We start from the raw sequence: 15,663 nt of genomic DNA, 5'->3' as shown, positions 1-15,663 counted from the left end.
CCCCCCGCTGTGCGCTACTCCCGGATCTTGATGAGGCGGAGGGAGTTCAGCACGACGATGAGCGTCGCCCCCATATCCGCAAAGATTGCGATCCAGAGTGTGAGCCACCCCGGGATGAGCAGGAGCAGCGCGGCAATTTTCAGTCCTAATGCAAACATAATATTTTCTTTGATGATGCGCAATGTTTTTCGACTGAGCCGGATCGTATACGGCAATTTTTCAAGGTCATCCGCCATGAGGGCGATGTCCGCCGTCTCGAGCGCGGCATCCGTTCCGGCGCCGCCCATCGCGATCCCGACGGATGCCGCGGCAAGCGCAGGGGCGTCGTTGATGCCGTCCCCGACCATGGCGGCCGACCCGTGCGAGTCGCGGAATTCCTTGATGGCCCCGAGTTTCTCGTCAGGCATGAGGGCTGCCCGGACATCGGTGATTCCGATCCGTCCGGCGATCGCTTCCGCGGTTTTCTGGTGGTCCCCGGTCAGCATCGCCACCCGGTTGACCCCCGCATCCTTCAGCTTGCGGATGATGCCGGCGGCTTCCGCACGTTCGGCATCGGCCGCGGCGATGAGGCCCGCATAGCGGCCGTCCGCCGCGACGGCCATGACTGTCTTCCCTTCCCCGAGCAACCGGTCCGCCTCGGCACGGGCGCCGCCGGGGACATCGGCGATGGACTCAATCCAGGAGAGGCTTCCGATGGAGATGCGTTCTCCTCCGACGAGTCCTTCCGCCCCTTTGCCGGTGACGGAATGGAATTCCCCGACCTCGGGGACATCAGAGACCGATTGCTTTGCACGGGCCGTGATGGCGGAGGCGAGCGGGTGCTGGGACAGCGATTCGACCGCCGCCGCACGGCCGAGCAGCCAGTCCGGATCCGTGCCTTCAGATGCCAGGACATCCGTCACTGCCGGGACCCCGTTCGTCAGTGTTCCGGTCTTGTCAAAGGCGACCGCCCTCACCCGGCCGAGTTCCTCCAGATGGACTCCGCCCTTGATCAGGACACCGTTCCGGGCGGCGTTCCCGATTGCCGTGACAATGGCGACCGGCGTCGAAATGACGAGCGCACACGGACAACCGACGACGAGGACGGCCAGCCCCTGGTAGATCCAGGTGTGCCAGTCGCCCCCGAGAAGCGGGGGAACGACTGCGACGAGCAGCGCGACAAGCATGATCGCCGGCGTGTACCACCTGGCGAACCGGTCGACGAACTTCTGGGACGGGGCCTTCTCTGCCTGTGCTTCTTCCACAAGGTGGATGATCTTCGCGATCGTCGTATCCTCTGACCGCTTCGTCACACGGACCTTCAGTGCCCCCTCCCCGTTCAGTGTCCCGGCGAACACTTCATCGCCCTCCGCCTTGGCGGCGGGGATCGACTCTCCGGTGATGGCCGCTTCGCTGACCGACGACCGACCTTCGCTGACGGTCCCGTCCATGGCGATCTTGCCGCCGGGGCGCACGAGCATCAGGTCGCCGATCCGGATCTCATCGGTCGGAACTTCCACCGGCTTGCCGTCACGCAAGATCTCCGCAACCGGCGGTGCCAGATCCATCAATCCGCGGATCGACTGCCGGGCTTTGTCCATCGAATAGGCCTCGAGCGCCTCTGATACGGCGAACAGGAAGACGACGACCGCCGCCTCGCGCCATTCCCCGATGATCGCAGCCCCGATCACGGCGATGGTCATGAGCGTCTTGATGTCAAAGTCGAGCCTCACGAGATTGGACAAGCCGGTTTTGAAGATGCCGGCGCCTCCGATGAGGATCGAGAGTGCATACAGCAGGACGGTGACCGGCCGGGCGTCCCCGATTGTGTAGGAGGCCGTGACGCCCGCTGCCAGGAACACAAGGGAAACGAGGGAGACCGCCGCTTCCCTTTTCGGGATGAGCGGCGCCTTTTTGGGATCCGGACGTGTACCGGCCGGGACGATCTTGATGCCGTCGAACGCGCCGGCCGCCTCCAGTTCCTCGATCGTCGCATCCCCGACAACAGACAGCTTCGATGCGCCGAAATTCACCTGCGCCCCGCTCACCCCGGCGAGTGTGCTGACGTTTTTCTCGAACTTCATCGCGCAGTTTGCGCAGCTCAGATTCTCGAGCCGATATTCCCGCTTCTCTTCATTCCCCATTCCCGGCACCTTCTTCCGCATGATCCTGTGCAATTTTCACGAGGTCCCGGACATGGTCATCCTTCAGGAAGTAAAAGACGAGTTTGCCTTCCCGCTCGGATGAAGCCAGTCCGTGCTGCTTGAGATAGCGCAGGTGATGCGATGCGGTTGCGGTCGATGATCCGATAATGGCCGATACATCACAGACGCATAGCTTTCCGCCCACCATGAGCGAATAAGCGATTTTCAGTCGGGTTTCGTCGGCAAGCGCTTTGAATATTTCAGCCATCCCCCCGAGCTCGGGCAGCTGTCCCCGGACGGCCGCGACGGCCTCTTCATGGAAGGCGGTCACTTCACACATCTCTTTCATTGATTTGCTCCCCCTTTTATATTCAAATGGCCGTTTGATTGTCTATGCCCCCATTGTATAAGGAGCTCCTGCGGAAATCAAGGACATTCAAACAACCGTTTGAACTTTTCCGTTTTTTTTCGTCAGGGGAAGGTTTTTAGGGCACCCGGAGGGAATAGAAACATATACGAATGAATGCAAACGCATGGCATATAGACTGAAACCGGCGCGGACAAAACAGCAGCCCGCCCGGAAGGAGACCGAAGGAGTGACTCATCGATGTATAAAAAAATCCTCGTCGCGGTGGACGGATCCGACCACTCCAAGCGGGCGGCACAGCACGCAGCGGACCTCGCCGCTTCCACAGGGGCCGCGGCAGACATGCTATATGTGGTCGACTACGACCGGTCCCGGGAAAAGGAATTCGAAAACGTTCCGAAAGACGAGCTTGAGGGAAAGATCACCGACCGGCTCGATCACGTATTTGAGGTGTTCCGGGAAAAAGGCGTAGGCCCCGGCCTGAAGATCCAATACGGCGAACCCGGTCCGACCATCGTAAAATTTTGCAATGCCGAAAACTATGACCTCGTCATCGTGGGCAGCCGCGGACTGAACGCCTTCCAGGAGATGGTGCTCGGCAGCGTGAGCCACAAAGTCGCAAAACGCGTGGACTGCCCAGTCCTTCTCGTCAAATGACGGAACGCCCATCCGGCGCGGATGGGCGTTTTGAGTGTGCGAACGGGCAGTCCGCCGGAAGCTTTGCCGGCCATGCCGAAGTAAACCGTGCGAGACCATTACAACTTGAGGGGGAACTTTTTATCATGGAAAAAGGAAAACTGAATGCCATCACCGATATCGAAGGCGTTGCGGTCGGCCACGTGACGCTCGGCGGCCCGATCGAAGGCGAGGACTTCCGATGCACCGGCGTGACGGCCATCCTGCCGCACGGCGGCAATCTGTTCGAGGAAAAAGTGCCGGCCGCTTCATTCGTCCTGAACGGATTCGGAAAGACGGCCGGCCTCGTCCAGGTCGAAGAACTCGGCGTCATCGAATCACCGATCATGCTGACGAACACTTTCAGCGTCGGGGCGGTGCTGGAAGGGACGATCCGGCATATGCTTGGGGAAAACCCCGCGATCGGCGACTCATCGAGCTCGCTCAACGTCGTCGTCGGGGAATGCAATGACTCCTATCTGAACTCGATGCGCCGGATGGCCGTACGCCCCGAACACGCCGAAGAGGCGATCCGCTCGGCGGCCCCGGGTGCATTCGCACAGGGCGCGGTCGGGGCCGGAAAAGGAATGATCTGCTACGGCGCGAAAGGCGGCGTCGGCAGCTCGTCCCGCCTGGCGCGCCATGCCGGCAGGACGTTCACCGTCGGCACGCTCGTTCTCACCAACTTCGGACGCGGGCATGAATGCCTGTTCCCCGGCTGGGTCACGCCGGAAGAACCGGCGCCTGAAACGCCCGTCGCCGAATCTGGCGGATCCACATCGGACCAGGACGACAAGCGGCCGGACGGATCGGTCATCATCGTGGTCGCGACCGATGCCCCGCTGGACAGCCGGCAGCTCGGACGGCTTGCGAAACGTGCGGCCATCGGGCTCGGCCGCACCGGCACCCACATCCATAACGGGAGCGGCGACATCATCATCTCCTTCTCCGCGGCCCAGACCGTCCCGCACGGCGGCGAAGAGCCGACCTGCACCCGCGAAGTGATGAAAGACGATCACCCCGTCATGAATGACCTGTTCCAGGCCGCCATCGAATCGACAGAGGAAGCGATCCTCCAGTCACTGCTTCATGCAGAGACGACGTCCGGCCGGAAAGGGCGGCTCGTGAAAAAAGCCGTATTCGAATCCAACCCGCTCGCGTGACAGAAACAGGGCAGGTCCTCCCGCTTTTCCGGAGGACCTGCCCTTCATTTTATTTTTCCCCTTCCGGCACGAGCTTCAATTCGTCTCCTCCGGCGGTGCCGTCTGCCCGGGTTTCATGGTAATCTCCGGCCACCCAGTCCTCCGCCTGATCATGGAACCACTTCGACTTCATATGGCCGCTCTGGCCGGGACCGACGATATGCCAGGACCGTGTCAGGTCGGACAGATCGGCGACGAACCGCCAGGACGCTCCGTGGTCTGCGGAGCCGTCATCCTTGAAACCGGCCGCCTGGACCGTGACGGCCGAGCCGCTTGTCGCCGTGCGGGGCGGGCTCAGCAATTTCTCAAATATCGGGGATGCACTTCCGAGCGGATGGGGGAAGACGAGCTGATGATAGTCTCCCCATTTCCACTTGTCCGTGCTTTCGCCGAACTCATCGGAAAGACCCTTCATCGTCCTTTCGAATGAATCGCTCACCCACTTGTCGACGCCCCCGTACTCTGTCACCCATTCACCCGGCTTGCCGGCATAGGCCTGGCGCATCATTTCATCGGTGATGTGGTTTTTGCCCGGCATGAGGTCATACACATCTTCCGGCATGGCTTTTTCGAACATGACGCGCGGCAGGTCCCGCATCCATTTATGGAAAATGAGCGGCGCGCCGAGCTCCTTGTCATCCTCCCCGTTCCATTCCTCGAGCAGTTTTACCGCCTTGCCGTATTTCCCGTCGGCCCCCGTCGACTTCAGCGAGCCGAGCATCTCGTCCAGGAATTCGCGGGCATACAGGTTCTTCACATCCATCTGGAGATCCATCATGTCTTCAGGGGTGAAGGAATCACCGTCCTCCAGCACTTCCGCAATCCGCTCGTATCGATACGGCTGCGCCCAAAAGTCGGTGATGTGATACGGATAGTCATCCCCGATCACCTGGTTGTTCGCCGTCGCGATGAACCCTTCATCCGGGTTGACTGCCGTCGGCAGCTCCTCATACGGAATATAGCCTTCCCAGCCGTACTCGGACGAGTTCCCCGGAACCGGCAGCTGGCCGTCCCCTTTCTTCCGGATCGGGATGTTGCCGTTCGCCCGGTAGGCGATCGTGCCGTCCTTCGATGCGAACACGAAGTTCTGCGCCGGCGCATTAAAGTTCCGGAGCGCCCGGTCGAAGTCGTCCCAGTCCGAAGCTTTGTTCATCTGCATGACCGCCTCAAGCTCGCGGGTCGGTTCGAGTGCCGTCCACTGCATCGACAGCAGGTCGCCGCCCGTTCCGGTGTCCGGCAGCATGATATCGGAAATGATCGGGCCGTGGCGGGTCGTCACGACTTCAAAGTCGATCGTGTCGCCGTCCTTCACCTTGATCGGTTCGTCGCGGACCGCCGCCTGTTCCCACTCGCCGTCCCAGCGGAACTCGGCCGGATTGTCGGGGTTCTGTTCCTCGATATACAGATCCTGCACATCCGGTCCGACATTCGTCACGCCCCATGCCACGTTTTCGTTATGGCCGAGGATGATCCCCGGGATGCCGCCGAAGATGACGCCCGTGACATTCTGTTCCGGAGACTGCAGGTGCATCTCGTACCAGATGGACGGCGTGGTCAGCCCCAGATGCGGATCGTCCGCCAGCAGCGGCTTGCCGGACGCCGTCTTGTCACCCGAGACGACCCAGTTGTTGCTTCCGTTATGCTCTGGGGGGATCAACGATGCATCGAACGCACCGGCGATCGCCACCGGATTTTCCCGGTTCGCCTCGAGGATCGACGGGGCATTTTCCGGATAGCGGATGAACAGCTCCTTCATTTTGCCGCCGTCATACTCGTTCACCGCCCAGTGCCGGAACGCGAGCGCGTTCCAGTTCCCGCCGAGGTCATAGGCCATGAACTTCCCGATCGTCAGCGAATCGACCGGCGTCCATTCCTCCGGCTCATAGCCGAGCAGCCTGAACTCGTACGGCAGCTTCCCGTCTTCCTTCGCATGGTCGATGAATGCGTTCACGCCTTCTGCAAACCACCCGAGCACTTCACGCGCATCCTCACCGTAGCCGGACTCCGAATCGGCCGCGGCCTGTCGCAGGCTGAATGTCCTGAACAGCTTGTCAGACGGCACGGCCGCCTCCCCGACGACTTCCGCGAGCCTGCCGGATGCCTGCCTGCGCGCCAGGTCCATCTGGAACAGCCGGTCCTGCGCCTGGACGAATCCCTGCGCACGGTACAGGTCGGCATCCGACGCCGCGCGGATATGCGGCACGCCCTTCGCATCCCTCACGACCGACACTTCTTCTTCGAGCACCGGAACGGACAGCTTCCCTTCCGTCACCGGTTTGGATTTTGATATGTAAGCGTTTACGAAAATCAGCACGGCAATCGCCAGCAAAGCGGCGGATCCGAGCACGATGGCGACCGCCTTCAGCCACTTCGGCCACTTCTTCATATGTCTCTCCCCCTTGTTTCTTCCATTCTCCCTTTTCGTGCAAAACCCTCTTTCCCTGCGTGCATGCAAATACGGGCAGGACGGCGGCGGGAAATCAAAAAGGGCCGATATCCACCGGGAATCCGCCGATACCGGACACCGGAGCCCGTCTCCGTGACGGCTCCCTCCGGCGTATCGGGCCCCTGGCTTCTATCAGCCTCCGGATTCCGGCGGCACTTTTTCAGACACCGGAATCATTTTTCTTTTCCCTGTTCAGACGCTCCAGATTCTGCTCTTCCATCAGCCTCTCCTTCGCCTCCGCCAGTTCATCCTTTTTCGAGATGTCCGCGAGCTTGACGCCCGACCGGTGGGCCGCCCGGATGATGACGTGGCCCGCGACCGGGGCGGTCAGGAATACGAAGAGGATCCCGAGGAGCAGGCGGACGCTGATGAAGCGCTCAAGTGCCCAGAAATAAAGGAACCCGCCGAGAAGCGTGAGGAGCACCGCGAGCGTCGAGCTTTTCGTCGCGGCATGGGACCGTGTGTAGACATCCGGCAGCCGGATGAGCCCGATCGCGCTCACAAGGCTCATGAGCCCGCCCGTCACCATCAGGATGGCGGCCGTGTATTCAACGATTGTGTCGGCGTTCAACGATGACCCCCCTCTCGATGTATTTCGAGAAGGCGATCGTGCCGATGAAGCTCAGGATGCCGAGGATCAGGATCACTTCCATGAACGCTTTCGTCTCCAGCAGACAGGAGACGACCGCGATGGACGCGAGCAGGTTGACGCCGATCATATCGAGCGCAATGACCCGGTCCGGCTTCGACGGCCCCCGGATGATCCGGTAGACGGCGATCACAATCGTAAAACTGAACAGGATCAGCGCGATCAGCATCAATGTGTTCACCATCAGCGCGTCACCTCCATGATCGCTTTTTCAAAGTTTTTGAGCTGGACGATCAAGGCCTGTTTTGAACTCTCGATGTCCATGGCATGGATATAAAGGCCCCGGCCGTCCTCTGTCACTTCCATGACGACCGAACCGGGCGTCAGGGTCAGGAGCAGCGACAGGGTCGTCACCTCCCCTTCGCTTTCAAGCACCGTGTCGTACCGGAAAATCCCCGGCCGGATCGTCAGCTTCGGGCTCAGGATCTGGCCGATGACCGACCAGCTGGACTTCACGAGCTCACTGATGAAGATGAACATCAGCTTCACAATGGCGAACATCCGGCGCAGATAAAACTGCGTCCCGAAAAACCGGTGCATGAAGAAGACGATGAAAATCCCGACGATGAATCCGGCAGCGAACGTGGTCACCCGGAACTTGTCTTCGTCCAGGAGGAGCATCCAGAGGAAAGCGATGAACAGATTGAGAAGGAACTGGGCAGCGGTCGCCCCCGTCCCTCCGGTTCCGCGGAATTTATTCATCCGGCTGCACCTCCCCCAACACGGCCTCTATGTAGATCTCCGGATTTGCCAGCACATGCGCGGCATCTGCCACGAACGGCGCAAGAACCTGCGTGCCGACCCCGATCGCAAGCGTCAGGGCACCGAGCAGCGACAGCGGGATGAGCTTTTTCTTGTTGAGCGGACGCTGCTCTTCCCGGGTGATCGTCGTCTCTCCCCAGAAGCAGTTCATGAAAATCCGCAAAAGCGAGTACAGGACGAACAGGCTGGAAAGGAATCCGGCCAGCAGGAGCCAGTAATTGCCGCCTTCGACCGCGCCGAGGCCGGTATACACCTTGCCGATGAATCCGCTGAACGGCGGAATGCCGGCAAGCGACAGCATCGTGATGAAAAACAGCCAGCCGAGAAGCGGATAGTTCCGGATCAGTCCGCTCATCCGGTCAATCCTCGACTCCCCCGTCAGCAAGATCATCGATCCGACGGCGAGGAACAGAAGCGCTTTGATGACCATGTCGTGGATGAGATAGTAGACCGACCCCCGGAAGGCGGCCTCATTGAAGACGGCAAGCCCGAGCATCATGAAGCCGACCGCGATGACGACATTGTAGGACGCAATGACCCGGATATCCTTGTACGCAACGGCACCCAGGCTGCCGCCCGCAAGCGTGAGGACCGCCATTGCTCCGATCAGTCCGTGCGTGATCGAGGAGTCGTGGTAGAAAATGAGCGTGAACACCCGGAACATCGCATACACCCCGACTTTCGTCAGAAGGGCGGCGAAGAGTGCGGCCACCGGAGCGGGTGGCGACGAATACGATCCCGGCAGCCAGAAGTACAGCAGCAGGCCCGCTTTCAATGCGAAGACGATGAGGAAAATGACCGCGATGGCGCTCAGGAGCGGCCCCTGACCCGCCTCCGCGACGCGGACCGAGATGTGGGCCATGTTGAGCGTTCCGATGGTTCCGTACAGGAAAGCGAGCGCGACAAGGAAGAACCAGGAAGCCACGACATTGATCGCCACATACTTCATCGATTCCGCGAGCTGCGACTTCCCGCCGCCGAGCGTGACGAGCACGTACGAGGCGAGCAGCATGACTTCAAAGCAGACGAACAGGTTGAACAGGTCCCCCGTCAAAAGAGAGCCGTTGACACCCGCGACGAGGAAGAACGAGAACGGGTAGAAGAACATGTTCTCGTGGCGCCGCTCCGTTGCGGCAAATGCATAGAACAGGATCAGCCCCGAAACGATCGAGGTGGTCAGGACGAGCAGCGCCGCAAACGAGTCCCCGACGAACAGGATGCCGAACGGCGGTTTCCAGCCCCCGAAATCGAGGCGGAGGATGCCCGCGTCCCGGATCTTCAGGAGCATGCGGACACTGACGGCGATGAGCGACAGGATCGACAGGGAGGCAACGAGCTTCTGTGCCCTGACGGACGGGCGCAGGAAGAACAGCACAAAGCCGGTGAGCAGCGGGATGACCATCGGGAGCACGAGGATGTTATTCACGGCGCACCCTCCTCAGGTAGTTCAGATCGTCGGTTCCCGTCTCCTCATACGTCCGGTAGGCCAGCACGAGAAGGAACGCGGTCGTCGCAAAGCTGATGACGATCGCCGTCAGGATGAGCGCCTGCGGCAGGGCATCGACATACGGTCCGTCCGATTCCCCGAGCAGCGGGACATGCCCCTCCGCGGCCCCGCCCATCGTGATGAGCAGCAGGTGGACCGCATGGGACAGGACCGCGGTACCGAGGATCATCCGGATCATGTTCCGGGACAGCAGAAGATAGACCGCCACGGTCACGAGGACACCCGTCAGTATGATCATATGAACTTCCATCCGCTACACATCCTTGCTGATACTTAGAATAATGGTTTCCACCGTACCGATCACGGTGAGGGCGACGCCGGCCTCGAAGATGGTCACCGTCGTGAGTTCCGTGACGCCGAAGATCGGCAGGTCAAAGTAGCCGAACCCCTGGGAAAGGAACGGATGTCCGAGGACCGCAGCCGCCGTCCCCGAAAGGACGGCGAGCATCGCGCCGAAAGCCGCCACTTTCTTGAAGTCGAGCGGGACGCCCTGGTGCACCGTCTCGATGTCGAAGACCACGTACAGGAGGACCAGCGCCGAGGACAGGACGAGACCGCCGATGAACCCGCCTCCCGGATTGTTGTGTCCGGAAAGGAACAGTTCGACCCCGAACGTCAGGATGATGAACACGACGATCCTTGAGACCGTCCGGAGGATCACGTCATTTCCCTTCAATGTCCCCGCCCCCTTTCTTCGCCTTCAGCACAATGAGCGTATAGACACCGATCCCTGCGATGAAGAGCACGACAACCTCGAGCATCGTATCAAACGCCCGGAAGTCCCCGAGGATGGCATTGACGATGTTCTTGCCCCCGGCAAGCGTATAGGAATCTTCGAAGTAGCCCGAGATGCTGTCGAAAACGACGTAGCCCTTGACCGTCAGGGCGAATCCCGTGACGACCGCCCCGGCGCCGAGTGCGATGAGGCCGTTGATGATTTTCGTCCGGGCAGGTGCCCGTTCCGGCTTCCAGTCGGGCAGGAAGTGGAAACAGAGCAGGAACAGGACTGTCGTCACCGTCTCGATGACCGTCTGGGTGAGCGCCAGATCCGGCGCCCGGAAAAAGATGAAGAAGATCGCGATGGAGTACCCGAGCACCCCGTTCAGCAGCGTCGCCGTGATCCGTGACTTCACGAACGGCATCGCCAGTGCGGCGAACGTCATGATGAGGACGAACGTCACTTCATAGACCGCAATCGTCTCCATGCGGAAATCGGGCTTAAATGCACCTTTGAGAAACAGGCTGCCGCCGGCTGCCGCCAGGAAAAACACGTAAATATAGACGAAGTAATCCCGGAGATTCCCGGACATGTACCGTTTCGTGATAAGTGTGGAGCCGGTTTCCATGCCGCCGATCAATCCCCTGTACACCGTATCAAGGTTCCATCGGAAAGGCGGAAAACGGTAGATGAGGCGCCAATGGCGGAAGGTCACGAACAGGATGATGCCTGCTGCGATGACGCCGATCGTCATGAGGAGCGGTGTGTTGAAGCCGTGCCACGCCTGGATGTGCGGCACAAGACCGGGCTTTCCGGCCAGTGTCGGGAAGACCGCCGGCATGGCAGGGCCGATGAGGTACTTTCCGGCGAGGTTCGGGAAAAAGAAGATCCCGACGACGAAAAGGGCCAGGACAGCCGGGGATACGAGCATCCCCTTCGGCGCCTCATGGGGAAGCCGGTCGACTTTCTCCGGCTGGCGCGGGCCGAGGAATGTGCGGTAGACAATGATCATGCAGTAGATGAAGGTGAAGACGCTCGCAATCCAACCGACGACCGGAAACAGGAGCGCCGCCCCGTCAGCGGTGAACGGATTTCCGGAGCTGACGGTCACTGCCGCCTGGAAGAACATCTCTTTTCCGAGGAAGCCGTTGAACGGGGGAAGGCCGGCCATCGAGAAGCTCCCGATCACGGCCAGCGTGAACGAAACGGGCATGAGGGCCATCAGCCCGCCGAGCCTTCGGATGTCCCGCGTCCCGAGCTCATGGTCGACGATGCCGACGATCATGAACAGCAGGCCTTTGAATGTGGAATGATTGACCATATAGAACAGCGCGGCGAACCCGGCCTGGGCAAGCAGCACCTGTTCGGCATCGGTCCCGGCAGCGAGTGCGGCGGAGCCGAAGCCGAGAAGGCTCATGATAAGGCCGAGCTGGCTGATCGTCGAATAGGCGAGCAATGCCTTCAGGTCGTTTTGCTTCACCGCATTGAATGATCCCCAGAGAAGCGTCACGATCCCGATCAGGCTGACCGTCCAGAACCAGGTGCTCTCCCCGCCGAAAATCGGGGTGAACCGCGCGATCAGATAAATCCCGGCTTTCACCATCGTCGCCGAGTGGAGATAGGCGCTCACCGGCGTCGGCGCCTCCATCGCATCCGGCAGCCAGATGTGGAATGGGAACTGGGCCGATTTCGTGAACGCGCCGAGCATGACGAGGATCATCGCCGCCAGGTAAAGCGGCTGCTCCGAGAGTTCCGGTGCAAGCGTGATTGTCTCCCGGATGCTGAACGTCCCGGTCATCGAATAAAGCATGAGGAACCCCGCGAGCATCCCGATGCCGCCGAACACGGTGATCAGCATGGATTTCCGAGCTCCGTAGCGCGATCCTTTCCGGTGGTACCAGAATGCGATGAGCAGGAAAGAGGAAATGCTCGTCAGTTCCCAGAACGCATAGAGGACCATGAGATTATCCGAAAACACGACACCGAGCATCGCGCCCATGAACAGGAGCAGGTACGCATAGAAATGGCCGAGCGACTCCCGTTCGGACAAGTAATGGATGGAGTAAAGCACGACGAGCGAACCGACGCCGGTGATCAGCAGGCCAAAGATCATGCTGAGGCCGTCAATGTGGAACGCCAGATCGATTCCGGCGTCAGGGATCCACGGAACCGTGACATTTGCGGTTTTCCCGGCAGCAATCCCCGGCACGATGCTCAAAAGTCCCGCAAACAGAACGAGCGGAACCGCCATGACGAACCAGCCGATCCGGCGGTTTGGAATGAGCCGGTACAGCAGCGGAATGAGCCCCGCCGCGGCGAACGGAAAGAATACCCCTAAAACGACAAGCATAGAAACCCTCCAGTAAATTGGTATAGCCACAGGAAGCGTTTTCGAGAGCCCTTGACGGACTGGCCGGCAGGGCGCATAATATGGGGCGACAGGCCGGTTCTTCGGTAAACCCGAAATTCCGGTGTCCGGTATATGTACAAAAAGGGAGTCCCGTTTTCCGGCGGACGTGATGCCTGCCGTGCCGGTATTTCCCCAATCATCAATTATACAGGAAACAGGCCGCCCCCGCACTCTTCCGCCCGCCGGAGGAGCGGAGGCGCTGACCATAACGCACATTCCATGCCGGCGTTTGCGCCGGCAGATCAAAAACGAGAGGTGAAAACCGCCATGATGAAAAAGCCGGGGATGGACGAGCGCATCCTTGTGTGTGTCTACTATGGGCCGAACGGCGAGCGGCTCATCCGTCGCGGACATCAGATGGCCAGCATGCTGGACTGCCCGTTTTATATTCTGACGGTCGATCCGCTGCCCTTCGACGAGTTCGACGCAGACAAATCCGATTATGTGGAGAGCTGGAAGGAACTTGCCGAAGAACTCGGCGCAGAAACGTTCGTCCTCCGCGATGACGAGAAGCGGCCGTCCGCCAAAGTGATCAAAGAAGTCGCCTATGAACTCAACATCACCCAAATCATCGTCGGGCAGACCGCCCAGAGCCGCTGGGAAGAAATTACGAAGGGATCCTTCATCAACGTCCTGCTTCGTGAAATCCCGTTTGCAGACCTGCACGTCGTATCCGTCGCCCGCACGGTCAAGTCCGAGGAGGAAGGGCTTTACGAAAAAGGCGTCCGCGCCTACCTCGTGAAAGACGGGGACGGCTATCGCGTCAGCTTCACGATGACGAAAGGCTGCCAGTTCGAGGGCATCTTCTTCAAGGAAATCGGCACCGACTTCAACAACGGCATCTTCAAGTTCATGCACGACCACAAAATGTGCCAGGTCCATGTCCACGACGACCAGATCGAGGAAACCGGCACCGTCGACCGCATGGCGGAAGAAAAGCATGTGAAATGAGAAAGCCGCAGGCCTGAACGGGCCTGCGGCTTTCTCATTTTCTTTACGGATACGGGGAGCATGGAAAGACCGGAAGGACTCTTGTCCTTCCGGTCTTTTTCTGTCACGCTTCTTCCCCGACGATTTTCACTTCGAGTTCGAGGTCGACACCGAAATTCTTTTTCACTTCCGCCTTGACCATCTCGATTGTCCGGATGTAGTCGGTCGCCGTGGCTTCATGTTTATTGATGATGAACCCGGCATGCTTGGTCGATACTTCCGCTCCGCCATGCCCTTTCCCCTGCATCCCGGAATCCTGGATGAGCTTGCCGGCGAAATAGCCCGGCGGCCGTTTGAAGACGCTGCCCGCCGACGGGTATTCGAGGGGCTGCTTCGACTCCCGCTGATGGGTCAGGTCTGCGACTTTCGCGTCAATTTCTTCCTGTGCCCCGTCCTCGAGGCAGAATTCCGCCGACAGGACATAGTAGCCTTTCCGTGCGATAACACTTGTCCGGTAGCCGAGTTCGAGATCATCCTTGGACAGGACAAGCCGTTCGCCTTCTTTTGTGAGCACCGTGCACCGGTGGATGACATCCTTGATCTCGCCGCCGTATGCCCCGGCATTCATCACCATCGCTCCGCCGACGGACCCCGGTATCCCGCATGCGAACTCCAGACCGGTGAGGCCTGCTGCGGCAGCCGCACGGGAGACTCCGATGATGTCGGCCCCGCTTTCGGCGTACACATGTCCTCCGTCCACGCGGATCTGGTCGAGCTTGCCGAGATTCAGGACAATCCCCCGAACCCCGCCGTCACGGACGACCATATTCGATCCGTTTCCGAGCAGGAGAAGCGGAATGCCGTTCCGGTGTGCATACCGGACGACTTCTGCAGTCTCTTCCTCAGTCTCCGGAGTGACGAACAAATCGGCACAGCCGCCCATCCGGGTTGCGGTATGAAGCGAGAGTTTCTCATCAATCCTGACATCCTCTTCACGAAGCAGTGTTCTCAAGTCATCGGCCCATTGCCGTTTATCCATGGAGAAACATCCTTTCATTGCCGTTCGGTGGCCGGCGGAGCCATTGCCTCTCCGCACGTACCATTGTTTTTATTTTGTTTCATACAAATATATAGTATGCTCGGCAACGCATGTTTTGACAAGCGTCACAGGAAACATCCCCAGGAGCTTAAATTATTGACTTATTCAATCAATTAACCTAAATTCAGATTATACTGAAATGGAGGCGATGCAATTGGCAAATTCGAAATGGCAAGTCGACGCGGCCCACTCCCACATCACGTTCACCGTGAAGCACATGATGATTTCAAAGGTGCGGGGCTCCTTCAGCAAGTTTGACGCAGAGATCGACGCTGACCCGGAAAACTTGACCGGTGCATCCATCTCTTTCAACATCGAGGTCCCATCCATTGATACGGACAATGAAGACCGGGACAACCATCTCCGTTCCGCCGATTTCTTTGACGCGGAGCAGTATCCGGAGATCCGGTTCAAATCCACCGAAATCCGGCAGACCGCCGACGGCGAGTATGATGTCAAGGGGGACCTGACGATCAAAGGCACGACGAAGCAGGTCGTCTTCGAGGCAGAGTACGGCGGCCGCGCGACCAACCCGTGGGGCCAGGAAGTCGTCGCATTTGAAGCCGAGGGCAAGATCAACCGGAAAGACTTCGGCCTCACGTGGAACCAGGCACTTGAAACCGGAGGCGTGCTCGTCGGAGAGGACGTAAAACTGAAGATTGAGCTTGAAGCGACCGCCGGGCAGCCCGATACTGCCGAAGCGGAAGAAGAGAGCCTGTAAGAGGGAAAGAATCCCTCGATATTCAAACAGCCGCATGGACGGGGAATGGACCCT

15 protein-coding genes are annotated in these 15,663 nt (G+C 59.6%); 4 read left to right on the top strand and 11 right to left on the bottom strand.

Going from position 1 to position 15,663, the window contains the following annotated elements:
• Positions 1–14 precede the first annotated feature (14 nt).
• Entirely contained in the window at positions 15–2,123 is a 2,109-nt protein-coding gene (locus B0B07_RS11820; protein ID WP_076759158.1) for a heavy metal translocating P-type ATPase, read from the bottom strand.
• Positions 2,113–2,472 (bottom strand): ArsR/SmtB family transcription factor, encoded by a 360-nt coding sequence (locus B0B07_RS11815; protein ID WP_076759157.1) that lies wholly within the window; start codon positions 2,470–2,472, stop codon positions 2,113–2,115. The genes B0B07_RS11820 and B0B07_RS11815 overlap by 11 nt, the downstream gene beginning before the upstream one ends.
• 258 nt (positions 2,473–2,730) lie before the next feature.
• Between B0B07_RS11815 and B0B07_RS11810 the strand changes: the two genes are divergently transcribed.
• Positions 2,731–3,147: a universal stress protein gene (locus tag B0B07_RS11810; protein WP_076759155.1), complete on the top strand. Its 417-nt coding sequence runs from the start codon at positions 2,731–2,733 to the stop codon at positions 3,145–3,147.
• Positions 3,148–3,272: 125 nt separating this feature from the next.
• Positions 3,273–4,328 carry a DmpA family aminopeptidase gene (locus B0B07_RS11805; RefSeq protein WP_076759154.1) on the top strand — a complete coding sequence of 352 codons (1,056 nt, stop codon included), beginning with the start codon at positions 3,273–3,275 and terminating at the stop codon, positions 4,326–4,328.
• A 49-nt stretch (positions 4,329–4,377) separates the two neighbouring features.
• Here the strand turns inward: B0B07_RS11805 and B0B07_RS11800 are convergent, their stop codons facing one another.
• From B0B07_RS11800 to B0B07_RS11765, 8 genes are all read right to left on the bottom strand, one after another.
• Positions 4,378–6,753 carry a penicillin acylase family protein gene (locus B0B07_RS11800; RefSeq protein WP_076759152.1) on the bottom strand — a complete coding sequence of 792 codons (2,376 nt, stop codon included), beginning with the start codon at positions 6,751–6,753 and terminating at the stop codon, positions 4,378–4,380.
• 220 nt (positions 6,754–6,973) lie between these two features.
• Positions 6,974–7,384 carry a Na+/H+ antiporter subunit G gene (locus tag B0B07_RS11795; RefSeq protein ID WP_076759151.1) on the bottom strand — a complete coding sequence of 137 codons (411 nt, stop codon included), beginning with the start codon at positions 7,382–7,384 and terminating at the stop codon, positions 6,974–6,976.
• Positions 7,362–7,646, bottom strand: coding sequence for a Na(+)/H(+) antiporter subunit F1 (locus tag B0B07_RS11790; protein WP_076759149.1), 285 nt, complete (start codon positions 7,644–7,646; stop codon positions 7,362–7,364). The genes B0B07_RS11795 and B0B07_RS11790 overlap by 23 nt, the downstream gene beginning before the upstream one ends.
• The gene (locus B0B07_RS11785) at positions 7,646–8,164 is read right to left on the bottom strand and encodes a Na+/H+ antiporter subunit E (RefSeq protein ID WP_076759147.1); all 519 of its coding nucleotides are present in this window, start codon (positions 8,162–8,164) and stop codon (positions 7,646–7,648) included. The genes B0B07_RS11790 and B0B07_RS11785 overlap by 1 nt, the downstream gene beginning before the upstream one ends.
• Positions 8,157–9,650 carry a Na+/H+ antiporter subunit D gene (locus B0B07_RS11780; protein WP_076759145.1) on the bottom strand — a complete coding sequence of 498 codons (1,494 nt, stop codon included), beginning with the start codon at positions 9,648–9,650 and terminating at the stop codon, positions 8,157–8,159. Before B0B07_RS11780 ends, B0B07_RS11785 begins: the two co-directional genes overlap by 8 nt.
• Positions 9,643–9,981 (bottom strand): Na(+)/H(+) antiporter subunit C, encoded by a 339-nt coding sequence (locus B0B07_RS11775; protein ID WP_076759143.1) that lies wholly within the window; start codon positions 9,979–9,981, stop codon positions 9,643–9,645. Before B0B07_RS11775 ends, B0B07_RS11780 begins: the two co-directional genes overlap by 8 nt.
• Positions 9,982–9,984: 3 nt before the next feature.
• Positions 9,985–10,407, bottom strand: coding sequence for a Na(+)/H(+) antiporter subunit B (locus B0B07_RS11770; RefSeq protein WP_076759141.1), 423 nt, complete (start codon positions 10,405–10,407; stop codon positions 9,985–9,987).
• Positions 10,394–12,799: a Na+/H+ antiporter subunit A gene (locus B0B07_RS11765; RefSeq protein WP_076759140.1), complete on the bottom strand. Its 2,406-nt coding sequence runs from the start codon at positions 12,797–12,799 to the stop codon at positions 10,394–10,396. The genes B0B07_RS11770 and B0B07_RS11765 overlap by 14 nt, the downstream gene beginning before the upstream one ends.
• A gap of 327 nt (positions 12,800–13,126) precedes the next feature.
• On the opposite strand from B0B07_RS11765, the gene B0B07_RS11760 reads away from it, so the two are divergent.
• Positions 13,127–13,810 carry a universal stress protein gene (locus B0B07_RS11760; protein ID WP_407643872.1) on the top strand — a complete coding sequence of 228 codons (684 nt, stop codon included), beginning with the start codon at positions 13,127–13,129 and terminating at the stop codon, positions 13,808–13,810.
• Between the two features lie 103 nt (positions 13,811–13,913).
• Here B0B07_RS11760 and murB read toward each other — a convergent pair whose 3' ends face one another.
• The gene (gene murB / locus B0B07_RS11755; RefSeq protein ID WP_076759138.1) at positions 13,914–14,828 is read right to left on the bottom strand and encodes a UDP-N-acetylmuramate dehydrogenase; all 915 of its coding nucleotides are present in this window, start codon (positions 14,826–14,828) and stop codon (positions 13,914–13,916) included.
• 208 nt (positions 14,829–15,036) lie between these two features.
• Between murB and B0B07_RS11750 the strand changes: the two genes are divergently transcribed.
• A complete protein-coding gene (locus tag B0B07_RS11750) occupies positions 15,037–15,609 on the top strand; it encodes a YceI family protein (protein WP_076759136.1) in 573 nt (190 codons plus the stop codon).
• Positions 15,610–15,663: the final 54 nt, after the last annotated feature.

This window comes from Edaphobacillus lindanitolerans (assembly GCF_900156305.1).
In the GTDB taxonomy this organism is placed as follows: Bacteria; Bacillota; Bacilli; order Bacillales_A; family Planococcaceae; genus Bhargavaea; species Bhargavaea lindanitolerans.
The sequence above is the reverse complement of the archived record's forward strand: the minus strand, read 5'-3'. Positions and strand labels throughout refer to the sequence as shown.

Coding starts and splice junctions, on each gene's coding strand:
- B0B07_RS11775 (WP_076759143.1), bottom strand. CDS start 9,981: ATGGAAGTTCATATGATCATACTGACGGGTGTCCTCGTGACCGTGGCG.
- B0B07_RS11800 (WP_076759152.1), bottom strand. CDS start 6,753: ATGAAGAAGTGGCCGAAGTGGCTGAAGGCGGTCGCCATCGTGCTCGGA.
- B0B07_RS11790 (WP_076759149.1), bottom strand. CDS start 7,646: ATGGTGAACACATTGATGCTGATCGCGCTGATCCTGTTCAGTTTTACG.
- B0B07_RS11785 (WP_076759147.1), bottom strand. CDS start 8,164: ATGAATAAATTCCGCGGAACCGGAGGGACGGGGGCGACCGCTGCCCAG.
- B0B07_RS11805 (WP_076759154.1), top strand. CDS start 3,273: ATGGAAAAAGGAAAACTGAATGCCATCACCGATATCGAAGGCGTTGCG.
- B0B07_RS11765 (WP_076759140.1), bottom strand. CDS start 12,799: ATGCTTGTCGTTTTAGGGGTATTCTTTCCGTTCGCCGCGGCGGGGCTC.
- B0B07_RS11820 (WP_076759158.1), bottom strand. CDS start 2,123: ATGGGGAATGAAGAGAAGCGGGAATATCGGCTCGAGAATCTGAGCTGC.
- B0B07_RS11750 (WP_076759136.1), top strand. CDS start 15,037: ATGCAATTGGCAAATTCGAAATGGCAAGTCGACGCGGCCCACTCCCAC.
- B0B07_RS11815 (WP_076759157.1), bottom strand. CDS start 2,472: ATGAAAGAGATGTGTGAAGTGACCGCCTTCCATGAAGAGGCCGTCGCG.
- B0B07_RS11810 (WP_076759155.1), top strand. CDS start 2,731: ATGTATAAAAAAATCCTCGTCGCGGTGGACGGATCCGACCACTCCAAG.
- B0B07_RS11760 (WP_407643872.1), top strand. CDS start 13,127: ATGATGAAAAAGCCGGGGATGGACGAGCGCATCCTTGTGTGTGTCTAC.
- murB (WP_076759138.1), bottom strand. CDS start 14,828: ATGGATAAACGGCAATGGGCCGATGACTTGAGAACACTGCTTCGTGAA.